This window comes from Cupriavidus sp. CuC1 (assembly GCF_044627735.1).
GTDB lineage: Bacteria > Pseudomonadota > Gammaproteobacteria > Burkholderiales > Burkholderiaceae > Cupriavidus > Cupriavidus ulmosensis.
On sequence record NZ_JBIUHC010000023.1, the window covers coordinates 68,289 to 86,659 of the forward strand.

The 18,371-nt window shown below is 62.2% G+C and carries 18 protein-coding genes and 2 pseudogenes; 9 read left to right on the forward strand and 11 right to left on the reverse strand.

The window, feature by feature from the left end:
- Nucleotides 1–24 precede the first annotated feature (24 nt).
- The 4 genes from ACGLHR_RS12825 to andAc are packed head-to-tail and all read right to left on the reverse strand — an operon-like array spanning nucleotide 25 to nucleotide 3,362.
- Complete coding sequence (locus ACGLHR_RS12825) at nucleotides 25–1,248, reverse strand: NAD(P)/FAD-dependent oxidoreductase (protein WP_400094227.1); 1,224 nt, start codon at nucleotides 1,246–1,248, stop codon at nucleotides 25–27.
- 14 nt (nucleotides 1,249–1,262) lie between these two features.
- On the reverse strand, nucleotides 1,263–1,595 hold the full coding sequence (gene andAb, locus ACGLHR_RS12830; protein ID WP_400094229.1) for an anthranilate 1,2-dioxygenase ferredoxin subunit AndAb: 333 nt from the start codon (nucleotides 1,593–1,595) through the stop codon (nucleotides 1,263–1,265).
- An 11-nt stretch (nucleotides 1,596–1,606) separates the two neighbouring features.
- Nucleotides 1,607–2,083 (reverse strand): anthranilate 1,2-dioxygenase small subunit AndAd, encoded by a 477-nt coding sequence (gene andAd, locus ACGLHR_RS12835; RefSeq protein WP_267602965.1) that lies wholly within the window; start codon nucleotides 2,081–2,083, stop codon nucleotides 1,607–1,609.
- A 1-nt stretch (nucleotide 2,084) separates the two neighbouring features.
- Nucleotides 2,085–3,362, reverse strand: coding sequence for an anthranilate 1,2-dioxygenase large subunit AndAc (andAc, locus tag ACGLHR_RS12840; protein ID WP_400094231.1), 1,278 nt, complete (start codon nucleotides 3,360–3,362; stop codon nucleotides 2,085–2,087).
- A 423-nt stretch (nucleotides 3,363–3,785) separates the two neighbouring features.
- On the opposite strand from andAc, the gene ACGLHR_RS12845 reads away from it, so the two are divergent.
- Nucleotides 3,786–4,799 carry an AraC family transcriptional regulator gene (locus ACGLHR_RS12845; protein ID WP_400094232.1) on the forward strand — a complete coding sequence of 338 codons (1,014 nt, stop codon included), beginning with the start codon at nucleotides 3,786–3,788 and terminating at the stop codon, nucleotides 4,797–4,799.
- 539 nt (nucleotides 4,800–5,338) lie between these two features.
- Here ACGLHR_RS12845 and ACGLHR_RS12850 read toward each other — a convergent pair.
- Nucleotides 5,339–7,750, reverse strand: coding sequence for an acylase (locus ACGLHR_RS12850; RefSeq protein WP_400094234.1), 2,412 nt, complete (start codon nucleotides 7,748–7,750; stop codon nucleotides 5,339–5,341).
- Nucleotides 7,751–7,932: 182 nt separating this feature from the next.
- Here ACGLHR_RS12850 and ACGLHR_RS12855 point away from each other — a divergent pair, with 182 nt between their 5' ends.
- Complete coding sequence (locus ACGLHR_RS12855) at nucleotides 7,933–8,949, forward strand: helix-turn-helix domain-containing protein (protein WP_400094235.1); 1,017 nt, start codon at nucleotides 7,933–7,935, stop codon at nucleotides 8,947–8,949.
- Between the two features lie 208 nt (nucleotides 8,950–9,157).
- Here ACGLHR_RS12855 and ACGLHR_RS12860 read toward each other — a convergent pair whose 3' ends face one another.
- Nucleotides 9,158–9,418, reverse strand: a complete 261-nt coding sequence (locus tag ACGLHR_RS12860; RefSeq protein ID WP_400094236.1) for a pyocin activator PrtN family protein — start codon at nucleotides 9,416–9,418, stop codon at nucleotides 9,158–9,160.
- Between the two features lie 106 nt (nucleotides 9,419–9,524).
- Here ACGLHR_RS12860 and ACGLHR_RS12865 point away from each other — a divergent pair, with 106 nt between their 5' ends.
- A complete protein-coding gene (locus ACGLHR_RS12865; RefSeq protein ID WP_400094238.1) occupies nucleotides 9,525–9,920 on the forward strand; it encodes a hypothetical protein in 396 nt (131 codons plus the stop codon).
- 309 nt (nucleotides 9,921–10,229) lie between these two features.
- Here the strand turns inward: ACGLHR_RS12865 and ACGLHR_RS12870 are convergent.
- Nucleotides 10,230–10,367 (reverse strand): annotated as a pseudogene (locus ACGLHR_RS12870) (IS3 family transposase); the annotation flags it as partial.
- A 230-nt stretch (nucleotides 10,368–10,597) separates the two neighbouring features.
- Between ACGLHR_RS12870 and ACGLHR_RS12875 the strand changes: the two are divergent.
- Nucleotides 10,598–11,407 carry a hypothetical protein gene (locus ACGLHR_RS12875; RefSeq protein WP_400094240.1) on the forward strand — a complete coding sequence of 270 codons (810 nt, stop codon included), beginning with the start codon at nucleotides 10,598–10,600 and terminating at the stop codon, nucleotides 11,405–11,407.
- A gap of 102 nt (nucleotides 11,408–11,509) precedes the next feature.
- Here ACGLHR_RS12875 and ACGLHR_RS12880 read toward each other — a convergent pair whose 3' ends face one another.
- Nucleotides 11,510–11,770: a hypothetical protein gene (locus ACGLHR_RS12880; RefSeq protein ID WP_400094242.1), complete on the reverse strand. Its 261-nt coding sequence runs from the start codon at nucleotides 11,768–11,770 to the stop codon at nucleotides 11,510–11,512.
- A gap of 268 nt (nucleotides 11,771–12,038) precedes the next feature.
- On the opposite strand from ACGLHR_RS12880, the gene ACGLHR_RS12885 reads away from it, so the two are divergent.
- The 4 genes from ACGLHR_RS12885 (at nucleotide 12,039) to ACGLHR_RS12900 (ending at nucleotide 14,475) form a co-directional block, all read left to right on the forward strand.
- The gene (locus tag ACGLHR_RS12885; RefSeq protein ID WP_400094244.1) at nucleotides 12,039–12,365 is read left to right on the forward strand and encodes a hypothetical protein; all 327 of its coding nucleotides are present in this window, start codon (nucleotides 12,039–12,041) and stop codon (nucleotides 12,363–12,365) included.
- Nucleotides 12,366–12,497: 132 nt separating this feature from the next.
- Nucleotides 12,498–12,788, forward strand: a complete 291-nt coding sequence (locus ACGLHR_RS12890) for an HIT family protein (protein ID WP_400094246.1) — start codon at nucleotides 12,498–12,500, stop codon at nucleotides 12,786–12,788.
- A 123-nt stretch (nucleotides 12,789–12,911) separates the two neighbouring features.
- The gene (locus ACGLHR_RS12895; RefSeq protein ID WP_400094248.1) at nucleotides 12,912–13,886 is read left to right on the forward strand and encodes an IS5 family transposase; all 975 of its coding nucleotides are present in this window, start codon (nucleotides 12,912–12,914) and stop codon (nucleotides 13,884–13,886) included.
- Nucleotides 13,887–14,121: 235 nt separating this feature from the next.
- Nucleotides 14,122–14,475 (forward strand): DOPA 4,5-dioxygenase family protein, encoded by a 354-nt coding sequence (locus ACGLHR_RS12900; RefSeq protein WP_400094250.1) that lies wholly within the window; start codon nucleotides 14,122–14,124, stop codon nucleotides 14,473–14,475.
- Between the two features lie 147 nt (nucleotides 14,476–14,622).
- On the opposite strand, the gene ACGLHR_RS12905 is transcribed toward ACGLHR_RS12900, so the two are convergent.
- Nucleotides 14,623–15,201, reverse strand: a complete 579-nt coding sequence (locus ACGLHR_RS12905) for an elongation factor P (protein WP_400094252.1) — start codon at nucleotides 15,199–15,201, stop codon at nucleotides 14,623–14,625.
- Between the two features lie 461 nt (nucleotides 15,202–15,662).
- On the opposite strand from ACGLHR_RS12905, the gene ACGLHR_RS12910 reads away from it, so the two are divergent.
- On the forward strand, nucleotides 15,663–16,583 hold the full coding sequence (locus tag ACGLHR_RS12910) for a M28 family peptidase (RefSeq protein ID WP_400094253.1): 921 nt from the start codon (nucleotides 15,663–15,665) through the stop codon (nucleotides 16,581–16,583).
- A 600-nt stretch (nucleotides 16,584–17,183) separates the two neighbouring features.
- Here ACGLHR_RS12910 and ACGLHR_RS12915 read toward each other — a convergent pair.
- Nucleotides 17,184–17,435: a hypothetical protein gene (locus tag ACGLHR_RS12915; protein WP_400094254.1), complete on the reverse strand. Its 252-nt coding sequence runs from the start codon at nucleotides 17,433–17,435 to the stop codon at nucleotides 17,184–17,186.
- A gap of 678 nt (nucleotides 17,436–18,113) precedes the next feature.
- Nucleotides 18,114–18,371, reverse strand: a pseudogene (locus ACGLHR_RS12920) (IS630 family transposase); the annotation flags it as partial.

Below are 18,371 nucleotides of genomic sequence, written 5' to 3' on the forward strand. Positions count from 1 at the left end.
TTTCTTTCTATCTCTCGATGGCTGTCAAAGCTTGGCCAGTGGCACGCTTTCATCAGCCAGGCTATCCGGACTGACAGGAGTGCGTCTCTCGATCAGGCGGCGCGCAAAACGCAGGTCGCGGGCGGCGTTGCCGCCCAGCGCGGCCACCACCCGTTCGCCTTCCAGGTAGAAGAAGATGAAGGCACCCGCCGCTGACAGGTCGCGTACGACCACTTGATGGGATGGCGACGGCACGCCGTAGATCTGCAGGTTCACGCCGTATTGGTCGGACCAGAACCACGGCAAGGGGTCATAGTGCACGGCAACGCCGAGCACCGACTTTGCCGCCGCGATCCCCTGCTCCTGCGCGTTCTGCCACGACTCGAGCCGCATGTTGCGCCCGGCCCAGCCGTTGCGCGCGACCGCGAGGTCTCCGGCAGCGAACACGTCGGGATCGCTGGTCCGGCACTGTGCGTCGACCAACACGCCGCCGTCGCAATGCAGTCCAGCCGCGCGGGCCAGTTCGTCGTTGGGAACCAGGCCGATGCCCACCACCGCGACGTCGCAGACGATCTCGCGGCCATCGGTCAACTTGACCATGAGGGCGCCGTCCGCCATGCGCGCGAAGCTGGCGACATTGGCCTCCAGCAGCACGTTGGTGCCGTGTGCCGTGTGCAGGTCAAGCAGCCGCTCCGACAGCGCGGACGGTACGCTACGCTCGCATAGCCGGCGCATCGCCTCGATCACAGTCGCTTGCGCGCCGCGCTGACGCGCGGTAGCGGCCACCTCCAGGCCGATCCAGCCACCGCCAACGACGGCAACGCGGGTGCCGGGGCGCAGCGCGGGCGCCAGGCGCAGGGCATCGTCAATCGTGCGCAACACATGCACGCCCGGCAGGCTCGCGCCGGGAACATCGAGCGCGCGGGCACGGCCGCCGGTACACAGCACAAGCCTGCTGTAGCCAATGGTCTGCCCGTCAGTGAGCGTAACCCGCTTTGCCGCGCGGTCCAGCCGGGCGACTCGTGTGCTCCCCATCCACTCGATCGATAGCGTGGCCATCGTCTCGGCGCTCAACAGATGCACGCTTTCCGGCGTTGCGTCGCCAGAAAGTATCGCCTTGGACAGCGGCGGGCGTTCATAGGGGGGACGCGCCTCGTCACCGATCAGCACGATCCTGCCCATGAAGCCCTCGTCGCGCAGTGTGCGCGCCGCCCAGCTTCCGGCCTGGCCGGCACCGATGACGACGATTGTGGTGAGGTTCATATTCATGGCACTCCAGGCGTTCAGGTGGCCGCTACGACTTGCGGCAGGACCTGGATCTGCACCCGGCCGTCCGCCACACGCAGGGGATAGGTCTGGACCGGCTTCACGCACGGCGCCTTGCGCGCTTCGCCAGTACGGAGGTCGAACAAGCCCTGATGAAGCGGGCACTCGACGCAGCCGTCTTCGACAAAGCCTTCCGACAATGGCACGCGCTCGTGCGTGCACAGGTCGTGCAGCGCGAAGAGCTCCTCGCCTACTCGGAACACCGCGACCGGCAAGCCTGCCGCCTCGACCGCGCGCGGCTCGTCCTCGATGAATTCGTCGGCCGCGCCGACGTCATGCCATGTACTCATGGGAACCGCTCCTAGATCGGCGTAGCGAGAAGGGTCTGGACACGCGAGGTGTCATAGATGACCCGTTTTTCCTTGTAGCGCCACTCGCCGTCCTGCTTGACGACGGTGTCGCGATAGCAGCCCGCCTGGTACACGACGCTCTCGCCGGCCGCGCCCGTATTGACGACGATATAGCTCGACAGCGTGCGCACTTCCTCGTCGCTCATCGACTCGATCACCAGGCCGCCTAGTGCATGGCGATAGGCATGTGCTTCAAAGATGTTTGCGTGGCGCAGCGCGACGATGCGGTCGCGCATCATCATCTGGTTGCGGCAGTGGATCACCGGCGCCGGCAGGCCGCGGTCGGCGTTCTCGCGCGAGATGATCGTGTACGTGCCATCCTCCGTGAAGAAGCCCGGCCAAGCCTCGAGCAGGTTGTTGTCGATCGCGTGAACATAGCGGCTTTGCAGCTCGCTCAGCTCCCACCAGATCTGCAGGTTCTTTTCCATCTCAGTACCCCATCGCCCGCTGATATCCCGCCCAGAAGCGGCGAATCAGGTTTTCGGTGATATTGCTGTTGGTCTGCTCGGGCGCATCCAGGCCCATGCCCATATAGGAAGTCTTGTCGCCATCCCGGACGGTGCCACGCTGCACCAGTTCGGTGGCCTCGGTATCCTCCATCGAGATAAAGCCCGCCGGGCCGACGAGGTTGGCCTGCAGAAGCCGCAGCTCGCGCAGCTCCGGGGTGTCGTCCTCGTAGCCGAAGAAGTGAAACACCAGCTCGAAGTTGCTCGGACCCTTCGGCAACAACTGGCGGGCAACCAACGTGTTGTGGATCTGCTGGATGACCAGTTGCGGGAAGAGCGGCTGGATATGGTTGGTGCAGTCTTCTTCGAACTCGGAGATCTGCCCCAACACGTAGGGATCCTCGAGCGCGAAGCCGTCCTGCATGGAGCGGATCTTCTGGTCGGTGTACGCCGCCGCGGTATTGGTGTCGACCTTCGGCTTGGTCACCGTGATCAGGCTGTGCAGGCCGTGCGTCGCATCCGGAATGGAGCGCGCGCTCATGCCGACACGGAAAATGTTGAACGTGGTGTGGAAGAGATGCAGCAGGCTCGCGTGATACGGATCCTTCACGTTCTCCAGATAGAGCTTCCAGTTCGACTTTGAATACTGGCGCGTACAACCCAGGTACACGATGGGCTTGTGGAATACGCGATCCACCCAGGGACGCATCTCGGCGCCCAGGTATTCGGGCAGTGGCGGTGTCTCGTCGCTGAAGGTGGCGAAGAGCAGGCCCTTGTACTCTTCGACGCGCAGCTTCTGCAGGCCGTGTGCCTTGGGGTCGAAGGCCTTTGCCATGCCGACGAGCGTGACCGCGCCTTGCTTCTGGCCGCGGCGGAACGGCACCCCTTGCAGGTCGCCCTCGCACGAATAGTTCCACTGGTGATAGACACAGGTATGCGATTCCGCATTCCCATATTTCTCGCGACAGACCATGGCGCCGCGATGCGCGCAGCGATTGACCCAGCAAGCGAATCCGTTGGCGGTGCGCGTTACCACCACCGGTGTATCGCCGACAAAGGTACTCTTGAAGTCATTGAGGGCGGGAATCTCGCAGGCCAGAGCCACGAAGCTCCAGTACGGCCCGCGATAGATGCGCTCCTGCTCCCGGTCGTAGACCTCCTGTGAGTTGAAGACGCTGTAGGGGACGCAAGAGCCGTCCGTCTGGGGGAAGAACACCTGCCGGCTGGCGGCGCTCTCCGCGATCTGTGGAGAATCTGACATCGCTGTCTCCGTGAAGTTATGTGTGTTATCGAATGGAGACAGTGTAGAAATCCGCCGTGCCGCGGACTATCCGGAAATGGTGAACTTGTGGCGCGGGCAAGTCCGCTTCTTGCGATTCGCGGCGGGGCTATCCGATAACGGCAGCGATGCTGCCGGCGTCTATCCGATTCCGGCAAAGCTGCATTACAGCCTCGCACGGGCACTACTTCTGCCGCGGGCGCTGTGGCAAGATAAGGCGCATAAGAGGGGCGACCGACCCCTAGTCAATGAATCTGGGTCTTATGTAGCGGTTCCAGGATGAAAGGCGATCCGGTCCTCGCGTACGCTACTTGGCGATACAGCGAATGCGACCAGGCAGCGCTGCGGCGCTAGCGTCTTATGCGTCGCATGGAATCTGCCGTAAAGTCAGAATGGGGACAAAAGATGCCACTCTCGCCGCGGACCCCCGCCCTGTCGGCCTTGTACAGGAATCCGCTCTTCCACTCGGATGTGCACGTCGAGGCGCACGAGCAGGTCGCCCGCGAACTCGCCGACCATGTCCTGCGGTGGAAACCTGGCGCGCCGGATGCCGCGATGTTCAAGGGCGAACTCTACCGCTTGAAAACCTACGCGCTACGCTATGGCGCCGAAGTCGAAGTCTCGGCACGCCCGTTCGATGATTTTGTACTGGTCCATACCTCCCTGCACGGCGGCGCCGAGATCGAATGCGATGGGCATCGGCTCTGGGTTGCGGAAGGACGCACTGCCGTGCTCGCACCGAAGGAACGCATTCGCCTGCGTTGGAGCCCTGGCAACCAGCAGATGATCGTGCGGGTTCCGCACAGCCTGCTGCGCGAGGCCATGGCATGCGAAGAAGACGAACGCATTGACCTGGTGCCGGGCTTCCTGCTGCCGCGAGCGCTCGAAACGCACTGGGAACTGCTCGCGCATTCGATGCTGAACCTGCTCCCGCCCGCCGCTGACGCAGCCGCGCATGCCAAGTGGGTAGACCACTTTGAACGTCACCTGGCGTTGTTCCTGCTACTGCACCAGCCGGCGGAAGTTGCGCCGCTGACCGCCTCTCGTGACCACACCATGCTGCCAAGCGAGACTGACGATGCCCACGCGAGCCGCGGTACGCGCCAGATGGACGCCGTCATCGCATATATCGAGTCCCACCTCTGCGCGCCGGTCTCGCTTGAGGATCTGGCCAGCGTTGCCAGAGTGAGTTGCCGCACGCTGAATACCCTATGCCATCGCTATACCGGCATCGCACCGATGGAACTGTTGCGCAACGCGCGCCTGGACGCCGTGCGCACGCGCTTGCTACTTGATCCCGGCGCCAGCATCACCGAGACCGCGCTGGCGTATGGGTTCGGGCATCTAGGTCGCTTCGCTGCCTACTACGCGGCGCGCTTCAATGAACTGCCGAGCGACACCCAGAGGCGTCGAGACTAGGAAAGCCAGTGGCACCTGGCAGACGCCGTTTCTCACTACGGGGGTCAATCGTTTTTCTTGATTTTTCTCCAGCATTTCGTAAAAGCGGTGATGGTCAGTAGATACGAAATCCGAATATATTTTAGATTGGCTAAGAATAAGAATAAGACCTCAAAAGACGATCGGATTGGTATCGCCTTGAACAACGTCACTTCGCGCCATCTCCCCAGATCCCTGAATTTCTGAGGCAATCGCCTGACAAGAAATACGCTCACCGTCGTCCGACGGTTACGCGAATTTGCCAATACTCTTTAAGCATAAAATATTCATTTTTAATACCAACAACAAAGGTTCATCGAGGGGTCTCCCCTGACAGGTAAGGGTCGCGGCTTGCTCGGCAGTCGGCATTCGTCAGTTTGTTCTACGTCTCTGGCCGCTCAGCCGGCCTGTCCTGCCAGCGGGCAGGACAGGCATCGCCGTCTTACGTCAACAGACGGCGGGCGGACATCGCCTATCGATGGCGGCGCGGGGCCGGCCGGCCCGCTCCCAACGCCGCCGGCTTACTGGCTCAGCCGCGTTACCTTCAACTGCGGGTCCGCCGCAATTGTCTGCTCGCTGAACGGCAGCCGCACCCACCGCTTGGCGGAGTACTCCGCCATCTGATCAAAGGCGTGCGGCGACTGCTGATCTACAGACTGGCCGTACACCAGCAGCGCCTCGGCGACCGGCCCTTGCTCGTCAAAGCCTACGGTCTGCACGTAGCTGGTCCCAAAGTAGACCTGCAGACCCTTGTCCGACACCGGGCGGCTTTGCAGCTTGTTGAGCACGCCTTCATATTCCTCACCGCCGTGCAGGGCGATGCGGCCAGCCGGCGCCGTGGCGGCCTGCACTTGGCCCAGCGGCGCATCCAGCGCAAAGCCGGCGGCGCGCATGGCTTGCACGGCGTCCTTCAGTGCCTTGAAGACCTCTGTGCGAACAGACTCATCGCGCATACGCAGTCCGCGCGGGGTGTTGACCGGATCGGTGGGGTTGAACTCGATGGCGTAGACCTTGGGGATCTTGCTGGCGCGCATCCAGAATTCGCGGAACAGCGGTGCGGCGCGGCTGTCGAGGTTGCTGTGGCGGTTCCACTTGCGCAGCGCCGCGCAGCCGTCGCTCAGGTCCGCGTCTTTGGTGCCGAGGCAGGCATTGAGCAGGTCATCCAGCACGAGTTCGCCTGAGAGGTTGCGGTCGCGGAACAGCACGGCCTGCAAGCCAGGCACGTCAAAGCGGTTACCGGGCAGGCCGTCCTCGCCCGAGAGGCGGCGGCCGATTTCCATCAGGCCAACGCGCGTGCGCAGGCGTTGCGCAACTTCGGTGGGACCAAGCACTGGTGAGAAGCCAGTCAGCTTCTGGCGGGGGTTAGACAGCCACGAGCTGTCATTGCTGTTGGCGACAAAGTCATCGCGTACCAGCATGGGCATGGCGTTGGGGGCCACCAGCCCCGGTACTGGCGATGCCGCGTCCACCGTCCAGTTGCAGCTAGCCCGCGTGCCGTCCAGCAGGACCATGCCGGTGCCCTGCATCAGCTTGGTGGCCAGCACGGCGCTGTCGCCGGCCGGCGCGCATTGCTTGAGCATGGCGGCCGATACGTTGGGCGCGACCGATACATCGGCAAACATGGCGCGGCCTTCGCGGTCGGTGGCAATGGTGTTGACCCACGGAATGCCCAGGCGGCCAATGGCGGTGCGGATGCCAGCCACGTCGCGCGCGCGGCCGATATCAAGCCAGGTGTCGACCGAACGCGTGTTGTTGCGGTTGGCGTCGCGCAGCGTGTAGGCCTTTTGCGCGGACCACGGCAGGCCGGCCGCTGGCATGGACAGCACCGGGCCGTATTCGGTCATGTAGAAGGTGTGCGAGCGCTGCTCGGTACGGCCGTCGGGCAGTTTTGCCGCATAGCTGACGGTGCGCGGGGTCATCTTGCGCGGCGCGCCGTCCACCAGGTAGGTGGTGGGGTCGCCTTCGGCCAGTTTCAGCTCATACAGCGTGAAGCGGCGGGCGGTGGACACGGTGTGCGTCCAGGCCACGTCCTTGTTGAAGCCGATGCTGATGATGGGGAACGATGCAATGGACGCGCCCATGACGTCCAGCTTGCCCGGTATGGTCAGGTGCGCTTCAAAAAAACGATTGGTGGTGGTCCACGGAAAATGCGGATTTCCCAGCAGCAGGCCTCGCCCGTTAGTGGTGGCGTCCTTGCCAAAGGCCCAGCCGTTGCTGCCGATGGGCGGATCCAGCAGCTGCAGGTCGTTGTTGACGGCTTCGATGTCGATGCTGGCTATGTCCACCGCCCCCGCCTGCTGCGCGGTCTTGGCACTGCCCACGGCCTTGGGCGGCTCAGCGGCGACAATACCCGCTGCCAGCGCGCCGGCGCTGGCTTGGATGCTCTTCTCCTCGGCCAGGCGGAACATGTCGATGGCGGTAACGGGCCGCACCCAGTCAGCGTTGCGGCAGCCTGACGGGCGTTGGGCGGGCGGGGTATCGCGCAGGTAGCGGTTGTAGCCAGCGATATAGCCGCGCAGCAGTTCGCGCGCCTCTGGCGAGGCCTGCGCGTAGCCGGCGCGCAGGGCGTCGTCGTCGATGATGGCGCGGAAGAATGCGTCGGATTCGCTGTTCTTGATGCGTTTGAATGACACCTCGGTACTTTCGTCGGGGCCGAACACGCGCGAGCGATCGCCGCTGACCGTGACGACCTGGTCGGCCATCAGGCAGACGTTGTCCTGCGCGTATGCGTAGCCCATGCCAAAGGCCAGGCTGGCGTAGTCGTTGGCCTTGATATGGGGAATGCCGTAGGCGGTGCGGCGGATCTCGGCGTTGAGGCCACTTTCGCTCCAGTTGGCGCTGTCGCTGCCTGCGGTGGCGCAGCCGCCCAGGGTGGCGGCCGCCAGCACGGCGCCGCCAAGTGCGGTCGCGCCGCGCATGATGCATTGCTTCATTGTGTTGTCTCCTCGTTCTTGTCTCTTTGGGCCCGTGGAACGTTGCGCGCCAAGAGGCGACGCGCCAGGGTGCCACTGACATGGTCGGGCATCGGGGCCGTGACAGGTAGAGCGGATTCCGCCACAATTGGTGGCGTTCCCGCCATCGGGCAGGCACCTTCCCAACCACAACCCGCCGCGCCATGTCGGACGCCTATCTGCTGTGCTACCCCTCGGCCATTGTCTCCGCCCTTTCCACCGCGGTCGACATGCTGGACATTGCCAACACGCTGGCCTCTATGCAAAGCCGGCGGCGCGGCACGGCGGCGCCTTTTCGCTGGCGGCTGGCGGTAGCCGAGCCGCAACGCTGGCAGGCGCTGGCCAGCGTGCTGCGCTGCCCGTGCGTGCCGCTGGAAGAACTGGCCGGCGCAGGCAAGGACGCCATGGTGGTGATCGCGCCACCGTTGTTTGACCACATCGCCGGGCTCGAACATGTGCTGTCGCTACTGGACCGCGAACGAGCCGCCATTGCGGCAGCTGCTACGCGGGGCGCGCTGGTGGTGGCGCCGTTCACGGCAGTGGCACTTCTGGTAGCCATGGATTTGCCGGCGCAGCGCAAGCTGGCGGTGCCGTGGCTGATTGCCAACTGGATGCGGCTGAGCGAACCCGCGCGACGGTTGCAGGCCGACCAGCCAGTGGTCAAGAGCGGCAACCTGCTCAGTTCCCGCGCGCTGGATCGCATGCATGCGCTGTTGCTGCAGGCGGTGGCGCATATCGCCGGCAACCCTCTGGCCCGTACGCTGGGCAATGCCCTACTGGACCAGCCCGAGCGCGGCGAGGCAGTCAACATCTGGCTGAAGACGGGCGATGCCCCGCGCCTCAGCGTGGTGCTGCGCGCGCGCCGCTACCTGCAGCAACATCTGGCCGAGCCCTATGACCTGTCCCGGCTGGCAGCGGTGGCGTCCACCAGCGAACGCACACTGCTGCGGCATTTCATGAAGACAGTGGGCATGTCGCCGCTGCAGTTCCTGCACAGGTTGCGGGCTGAGCGCGCCTGCCATCTGCTGGAAGTCTCCACGCTCAGCCTGACCGCCATTGCCGAACAATGCGGCTACCAGGACATGTCCGCCTTCCGCAACCTGGTGCGCCGCCATACGGGCCAGACGCCGGGCGCGCATCGGCGGGCGCATTCGGTGCGGGCGGAATTGCGGGCGGGCTGAGGGGGACTGAGGTCGTGAACTTAATGAATGTGTCGCCCGGCTGTCGATGGCGGATGGGCCAATCTGGCACTGCGCCGCTCGATGCAGCGGTGGCGGGCTGGGGCCACAGAACTGCCCGCGCTCCCTTGCTGCGTAATGGATCCACCCGGCGGGGCGCCCCGCCGTGAGCCGGATGTTAGGTGGATTCGCCTACAGCGCGCCCCGCTCGTTAGCCACAAAGTTGTTCGCATTCCTTCTGCGCTGCAGCCCGGCGCTCATCGATGTACTTCGCTAGATCTTGGACGTGGACGCCCTTGGCGCTCTTGTTCGACGCCTCAATTCGTACGACCGGAAGGCGAATTTCTCCCTGGCTGACTTTGCGCAATAGCTTCTCGGCGCTCAGGTGCGAGAAGTAGTCCCGCGCCACCATGTCGATGGGCACCACGGCGGTTGCCCCATACTGCGCCAATAGAATGAAGATTGTGGTCATTTCGCCTCTCGAGTTCTGCAGGTCAATTCGATGGTTCGTTGTGCTACTTCGGTGATGCTAGGATTCACTAAAGACGTACCTGCGGCGTCCTTCTCTGGAGACCGACATGCCACGGTTCGAGGCTCGGATCAGTTGGTTCGGCGCTGGCGTAGTACTTGGTGCTGCGCTCGCGGGGGCATGCTTTGCACTCGCGCGCCAGAGCCAGAAGCAGATCACTGGTGGGGCGCATGACGACGCCAGCATTCGGCAGGCTGACGAAGCGAGTAGCGCCGGCAAACGATCTGATGCCCTGGCAACCGACATCTTTGAGTTCAAGGGCCACGTGATCCACATTTTTTGTCACTTGGTCACTGGCGGTCTGTACAAAGCATCCTGCGATATTTGGGAGGACGGTGCCGTTGTCCTGGAGGCCGGCGCTGTAGGCACCACCTATCCCACGCCGGAGGAGGCTAAGGCAGCAGCTCATGGATGGGCTAAGCATTGGGTAGATAGCAACGGCTGAATACCCTGCCAATGTGTTCGCCGGACACATTTAGCGCACGCCGCCCGGTGTGCCGGCCAACTCCGCCAGGAGTCGCCGCCGCACCTCGGTCGCCCGACTCTGCGAGCATCCGAGGTACTGGGGTCTCGCTCGAACGGACGAAGTCTCCTCGGGCAGCCCGACCGATTTCGCGCGATTGACGGGGTCGTGAATCAATCCCCTTTTCAGTGGTCAGTGGTGTTGGCTGACCGGTGAAATCGGATCTCAGTGAAGGTGCAACGCGGCGCTTTGATGGCCATGGCAGCTGGTGGCTGGCTTGCGATTGAACCGCCACAGCTGGTTTGGCCACTGTGCCTGGAACTGCCGGTTGACCCGATCCAGCGGGCATGCAGCCATCTTGTCGCCAATCTTCGTGCGCACCGGCTTGCCGCGCATGGCGCCGCGCAAACCGCACTGGCGCATGCGGCGGGGAGCGGACGGAAGACCGATCGACTCTTCTAGGGAATGAGAGGCCGCCCATGGCCGGATTCCGCCCCATGTGCAGCAAGCGCTTCGAGTCCCAAAGCAGACATTGAAGTATGGCGCGCAAAGCAACGTACGGTATTCTGGCGCGGCTTCCGAAGAATGCAGGATTGCCACACGGCTTGAAGAAGGCAGCAGCGTGTAAACTACTGTGCTACCGTTTTTTTGTTTGGCCCATGACGATCACTATCAACGAAGACCTCCGTGCCTATATCGATCCACTGACAGAAGACGAATACGCGGCACTAGAACGCAGCTTACTCTCCGAAGGGTGCCGGGATGCACTGGTGTTGTGGGGCAATCTTCTTGTGGACGGACATAACCGCCACAGCATCTGCCAGAAGCACGGCATCCCTTTCAATACGGTACAGAACCAGACGTTCCAGTCCATGGACGATGTGCACCTGTGGATGATCGACAATCACCTCGGGCGGCGCAGCGTATCGGATTTCCAACGAGGCGTGCTCGCTCTGCGGAAGAAGGAAATCGTATCCGCGCGTCTGGCACATGCGCGAGCCCAGCAATGCTCTGCAAAGCCTGCCGGGGCTGATGTCGCCACGCAATCCGGGGCCGATCCAGCGTGGACTCGCGAGGCGGTTGCGCGCACGGCGCGGGTGAGCAGTGCGACGCTTGGTCAGATCGAGAGAATCCAGAAGACGGCTGCGCCCGAGCTGGTCAGCGCAGTAAAGGCGGGCGTGATTTCTATTAATGCTGCGGCTGCCGTAGCCTCCTTGCCTGGCGAGAAGCAGGTAGCGGCTGTTGCTGGAGGCAAGAAGGAACTGCGCCAGGTGGCGAGACAGGTGCGCGAGGCCCGACTGCCAGTCAAGCCTGAACCGGCGCCCCCACCCAGCGACGCCACACCCGATCAACTTGCAATTCACCGCCTGACGCTATTGGTTACAGAGCTCACAGAAGAGCGGGATCAGCTGAAAAAGAAGGTGCAGCACTTGACGATCGCACTTGCGGAGACCCGCGGCGGGCAATAATTTGCTGCGCGTAATTTCATGAATGGCCACGGTGACATGGTTCACCGTCGACCACCCTCAAAAGGGAGAGCGCGCCAAAGTGGGGCTAGGATCAGTTCACCCTCAAGAGGATAATGAAATCTCCATCCTGTAACCGCGAATCCCGAAGACGCACGCCACCTGATCGGCCCGGTGCCGGCGCTGATTCTGGAGTAAAGGGTTTTCAACGGGAATCGCTAACAATTCGCCAGCCGCCACTTCCGCGGCGATTGAGAACGGAGATAGCAGCGTGAAACCTGGCAGGCTGCTGAAGTACCTCCAGCAGAAGTCAGCCTGGAGTGGGGCATAAGCGTTCGGCCGGTCATCATCAGCCTTTGCGGTCATTTGTACTTTCCCGGTAGCCGTCACGGCGAGTGACCGCTTCGTCGCGTCACATCCGAAACCTGATGGCTAGCGCCTCGGGGACACATCGGAGCAGGCGAGCGATTATGACCTACACTAAAAGAACGTCTTTCGCGTGCTCGCGTGCCGCTTTGACGCAATGCAACGTCGCCGGCAGTCGATTGAAGCGGGCGAATGACGATGGCACGGGCAACACACCGTCATCTGCTGCCTGAATTCATCTGGAACTGATGTTCAAGAAGGGGGCATCATGTTGCAAGCCAGTGAAATCCAAAGGCGTTTTACTCATCTGCAGCAAACCATCAGCGAGGCCTCACGGACCTGCCACGCCGACACGGCGATTCCAAAAGACTTGATGAACTGGGTGGATGAGCTCGATAAGGAATGTCAATCGGCAAAGAAGGTCATGTCGTCCAAGGATGAGGATCGGATCCGGCAGTGCGTCGATGATCTTGAACGGATCGGTGATCGTGCAGAGCGCGCTTGCCAACAGGCCGGCGGTCTCGACGCCAGGATCAAGGATGCAGTCAGTTCGATGCATTCTGAACTTTCTGACCTGAAGCGTCAACTGCACTGACCTACCCGACAGCCCCGGTCCAACCCGCCGGGGCTATTTTCACTTCGCCGCCGTCAAGACGCACAGCAATGCTTCCGCTTGACGTGCGGCAGTTTGCGCGATCGGCTTCCTGCTCGCCGCCTCCCATTAAATGTGAAATCCTGCACCGTCTTGCCCAGGTGGGAACGCTTCTACGTCCTCGATGAGAAGAAGAACAGGCCTGTCGCGTTGCTCGACCGCCACGAGTGGATGCACTGGATGCCTGAGAACGAACTGATCTTCCGCATCGGCCAGTTCAACGGGCGCGCGGCAGGCCAGACGGTTGGCCAGGCGCACTTTCATGTGCGCCCACGTTGGGTGTCGCGCTACGCTTGCACGCATGCAAAATTACCGAAACTGCCAGGTGAAGCCTTCGCTCAGCACATTCGTGAGCGGCCTGTATAACACGAGTAAGTGCCCGGGAAATCTAACGCCGAAGCCCACGAATTAGGGCAATGCTGATTAAGTCCTCCAATTCGTGAGGAGAAGCGTTATTTGAAGAATCACGAGCGCAGCAAGAGATGAACAATGAAGCAGATGACGTTGGCAGCGGGTGCAGATCAAGGGGCGGGATTCGAGCAATACCGTAAGTCAACGCGACGTGAGGCATTTCTGGCGACGATGGAGACGATCGTGCCGTGGGCGGCGTTGTGCGCGGTGATCGAGCCGTACTATCCGAAGGCGGGCAACGGCCGGCCGCCCATTGGCCTGGAGCGGATGCTGCGCATCCACTTTTTGCAGCACTGGTTCAACCTAGCGGATCTGGCCTGCGAAGAGGCGCTGTATGACAGCGCCAGCCTGCGCCGCTTCGTCGGGATTGACCTGGGTCGTGAACCGGTGCCGGATGCCACCACGCTGCTGAAGTTTCGCCGCCTGTTGGAAAAGCACAAGCTTGCGGAGCACTTATTCGCTGAGGTGGGCCGGATCCTGCAAGCCAGCGGCGTGAAACTGAAAACCGGCACCATTGTGGATGCCACGATCATCGGTGCCCCCAGCTCGACGAAGAATGAAGAGAAGGCGCGCGACCCCGAGATGCACCAGACCCGGAAAGGACAGCAGTGGTACTTTGGCATGAAATTGCACATTGGCGTGGACAGCCAGAGTGGGTTGGCCCATTCGGCAGTCGTGACGCCGGCCAATGTCCACGACAAGCATGCGCTGCCCCAGTTACTGCATGGGCAGGAACAGCGTGTCTATGGTGATAGTGCCTACGCCAGTCAGCAGGAGCTGATCGCATCGAAAGCTCCCCACGCCAAGGACTTCACCAATCAGCGTACTCGCAAGAACGGCCAGATTGACGAGGTGCAACGCGGGAAGAACCGAAACAAATCGAAGATCCGTGCCCGGGTCGAACATGTCTTTGCCGTGGTCAAGCGCCTGTGGGGCTTCACCAAAGTCCGCTACCGCGGCCTGAAAAAGAATGCCGGCCGGGCCTTCACGGCCCTGGCGCTGGCCAATCTTTACCTGAGCCGAGGACATCTGATGGGGGCAGTCCGCCCATAAAGGGCGAATGCGGGGCGAGCGCCTCGCCGACACACCCCGCTGGGGGGGCGGCAAGCCAAAATCTCGTCATCAGAGCCAATTTTCCTGACCGAGCACGTTGTTATCCGCCTGAACGCCTCAATTCACCCGGCTTGTTCAGCGTAGCCTTAGGCTCGTGTAGTCTCTTCTGGTCGCGCAGGATGACGGCCGGGGCGAATGCAAGCAGAATTGCAGCATTCACACACTCGAGCTCACCATGACTAACCTCGACCCAGTGGCGATCGTCAACTGGCACGCGCATGTGTATTTCGATGCTTCAAGCCGCGATGCGGCGTGGGCGTTCAGGGAAGCCATCGCGATACGCTTCGGTGGCGTCGCGCAGATAGGCCGTTTCCATGAACGCCCGGTAGGTCCCCATCCGCTGTGGTCGTATCAGCTCGCGTTCGACCGCGCACACTTCGGTAGCATTGTCGAATGGCTGACGCTGAACCACGGCATGCTGGATATATTTCTCCATCCGAACACGGGCGACGCATTGCGCGATCATCGCGACGCCGCCATGTGGATCGGCCACTCGCATCGGTTGAACATGGCGGCGCTGGGCGGGTAGCCAAACCGACAGTTTTCCGTGTTCAACACGCTACGGACCAATTTGGCGCTGTGCCCTCGTGCAGCGGTCGTTTCACCCGCAGCTCGGTCTCTTCGAGAGCGGTCGTTCGATTAATGTCGTACAGAGCCTGGATAGAGGCCGTAGCGGTCAGGGCTTTCGTGCCTCACGTCTGACGCGCTCAAGGTATTTCCCTGATGCGGCGTCGATCCGCACGGTGTCGCCCTCCTTGATGAACTGGGGAACGAGAACTTCCATGCCGTTCTCGAGCGTGGCCGTCTTGAAGGTAGAGGTTTCATGCTCGCGCAACCCGGGCGGCGTGGCGACGACTGTCAAGTCGACAGCCGGGGGAAATGCGATAGTGACCGGCTCGCCCTCGTGAAGCTGCACCGGGATCCGCATATTGGGCTGGAGAAACCTCTCGTATGCGCCGATGGTTACCGTGGGCAGACTGATCTGGTCGAAGGTGTCGGGATTCATGAAGTAGAAGGCGACACCGTCGGTGTATAGATATTCCATCTCCTTATGTTCGAGCGCGATGTCCTCGAGCTTGTCGCTCGGGTGTAACCGCAATGCCTTGGCATGATTGGTTTTCAGGTTCTTGACCTTGGCGAACACCGCGCCACCCTGCTGCCCGCCGCCGGCGTGGTGCTCGGCGCTGGCGACGCTGTGGAGTTCGCCGTCGAGCATGATGACCATGCCCGCCTTCAGTCCGGAAGCTTCGACCATTTGCTTGCCTCCGCCCGGTCGGGAGGATGACGCTATCAGCCTAGCACTGCGGCGGGGCTTCGGCAACCGGCCGCAGCAACGGCCTCTGGACTTTGCGTCACACCAAGGCTGATGAATCGGTCCTGCGCCTGAACTCGCGTGGGGACCGGCGCGGCGCAATGCGCTGTCGGCGAACTCGGAAAAAGGGGTCATGAGACGCTTTCGACTTGTCCGTCAACTTGTATCCTGCATGTATCGCATTCAGTACCGCGGCAATGTCTCTCCCGTGGCTGGCACCGTTGCCGAAGTGCATAATGTTCCCGTTGCGGCCGGATTTGTCGGGCTCGTGTCTCTGCGGGCGAGGATGTTTTTTTGCGCCAACCCGGCTCGCCGCGCAGTAGAAACGGCGACGCCCGGCGAGTTGGCAACGATCCTGCTGATGTGTTGATCACGGTGCATGGCCGGTCTCGGGAGCGAATTGCATGCTGACTGCGCACATCCCCGACCTGGCTGCGGCGTTGGAGCGCCATGTGAAAGTTCTTGCCCGAGACATCGGCGAACGCAACGTGTTCCGGCCGGACGCGCTGCAGGCGGCAGCCGACTATATCGTGCAGCAATGGACCAGGCGTGGCTGTGCAGTGACGCGTCAGGACTATCAGGTGCGAGGCGTCGCCTGTGCCAATATCGAGGTTGCGCTCGCAGGTTGCGTTCAGGCTGACGAATTCATTGTACTGGGCGCGCATTACGACACCGTGCGCAACAGCCCCGGGGCGGATGACAACGCCAGCGGCGTCGCCGCGCTGCTCGAAATCGTGGGCATGCTTCAGGCTCTCTCGCCCCAGTACACCGTGCGCTGCGTTGCGTTCGTGAACGAGGAAGCGCCGTTTTTCTTCCGCGGGGACATGGGCAGCCTGAGGTACGCGAGAGCCGCGCGGCTGCGCGGGGATCGCATTCGCCTGATGCTTTCGCTCGAGATGCTGGGCTACTACCAGGACGAACCTGGCACCCAAAGGTATCCACCTCTACTACGTTACTTCTATCCGGCGCGCGGCAACTTTATCGCCTTCGTTTCCAATCTTCGCTCGGCGCGCCGGCTGCGATGGATCGTCGACGCGTTCCAGGCCTCGTCCAGTTTTCCGCTCGAAGCAGCGGCGCTGCCGTGGTGGGTACCCGGAGTCGCGTTGAGCGATCACTCTTCCTTCTGGCGCCTCGGCTATCCGGCCGTCATGGTGACGGACACCGCCTACCTGCGCAATCCGCACTATCACACCGCGCACGATGTCCCCGCGACGCTTGACTATGGTCGCATGGCCGCGGTGACGCGCGGGTTGGCCGCGAGTGTCGCGTCGCTGGGGCCGAGGGGCGCGAGCCTGGCAAGGCGTAGGCCGCAGGAAAAAGGGTGAACTGCGGCCGTGCGCGGCCGCGACAGCTCAGCGCGCAATGCCGCGAGCGCCTGCTCGGCCTTCTGGCGCAGCATGCGCTCCTGGTCGATTTCGCGCAGCGCTCCGTGGCCTCGGCGCGCTCCTGCGCGACGGCCACTTGCTCGCGGGTGCGCGCCAGGTCCATCGAGAATTGGGTTCGCCAGTCCTGCAATTGCCGCTCGAGCGCCTCGACCTGGCGGGTTCCCGCCTCATAACGCGCCTGCGCAGCCCGCATAGGCCTGGTGCTCGGCCTCCAACTCCCCCTGCAGCGCCGCGCGCGCCTGCTGGCGGCATCGAAGTCGGCCTCTACATGCTTCAGGAACGAGAGAACTTGGAAATTGCTTACCGGATCGCCCCCCTCACTCCGACATTCAGCCAGGCTTTAACGAGCCTTCCACCCGACAGGAACCGACTGCGGCACCGCGCTGCTTGGCCTCGCTCCACTTCGGGGAAACCGGGACGGTCTGGCATCGGTTGCTCAGTTCATGCTCATCGAGCAGTAGCGGCAGGTGTTGTCCTTGGAAGCGCTCCCGAATGACCGCTTCGGCCATACACGCGGCAAAGCTGCAGATTGGGTAGTCCTCAGGACTCCATACAACGGGCACTCGGCATTTCGTTAGCGTCCACAGCGCCTTCGGAGATATGCCGATTCTGCAGGTGGCTGTGCATCGCCTCGCAGCGAATCAACATCGTCGCTGCGGGTTCCCCGTCAGCGCCGGGACTGCCAGCTTCCGCGGCGACCCGCAGATAGACTTGCCGGGAGACAACGGCGATGATCACAAGGATGGTGCCGACGCCGAACGCTCGGACTGCAAGGAGGAGGTATTGCGCCATGGCGAAACTGCACCTTATAGCAGGGAGGAGATTGGCAGTGAGACTACACGAGGATGTCTCGCGACGGTGTCACGCCGTTGCAGGGTTGACAAATCCGTTTCGTCACGGCGGGCGGGAACGTGCGCTACATGACACCGCATGGCAGCACTGAAAAGAATGTCTCGAAAATCGATCTTGGCTTTACCGAGCGACCACTACTGGGCCACGCCACACGCGCCCTTCCCGCTGGACGGCCCAAACGGCCATGAGGAGGTTTTTCCCGGCGCCCAATGCGTCAGCGACGGGAAATGGGTCACCTTCTATAAGGACGGGAAGAAGTATCGGCGTGCAATGCCGTGTATGCCGCCGCCCATTTCGACTTTGCACCGGTTCCCACCAACCGCTCGCCGACGGACAACAGAGGGTCGGACGGTTCTCCAAGCCGTGGGGTACGTTTCGCCCCCTCCCAACAGTCGAGTCCATTTTTCGCACATCGGGCGCGCTGCACCACTGAGGACCGCCCCGCCATAGAACAACGGATCTACTTTGCCGGCCTGCTCTGCATCCTCGTCGCTCTGAGGGGATAGCATCATGCGAGAGCCATCCACCCGGGCGCCGCCGGCGGGGGTGTTAAAAAGCCCGCTCGATGCGGGAGGCCGCCAGAAGGCAGCTATAAGTAAAAGAAAAAGCAATCCTCAACTAGTGTCCTGAGTCAGAAATTCGTAGACAAAATCGCCTGATGCTGGCGAGGATGTCATCGGCTGACTTCGTCCACACGAAAGGGTTGGGGTTGGCGTTGTTCAGGTCAAGGTATTGGCGGATGGCTTGCTCAAGTTGTCGGGTTGAGCGATGCGTGCCGCGGCGGATGTATTGTTCGGTAATGGTTGCAAACCAGCGTTCCACCTGATTGATCCATGAGGCGGAGGTCGGTGTGAAATGAACATGGAAGCGCGGATG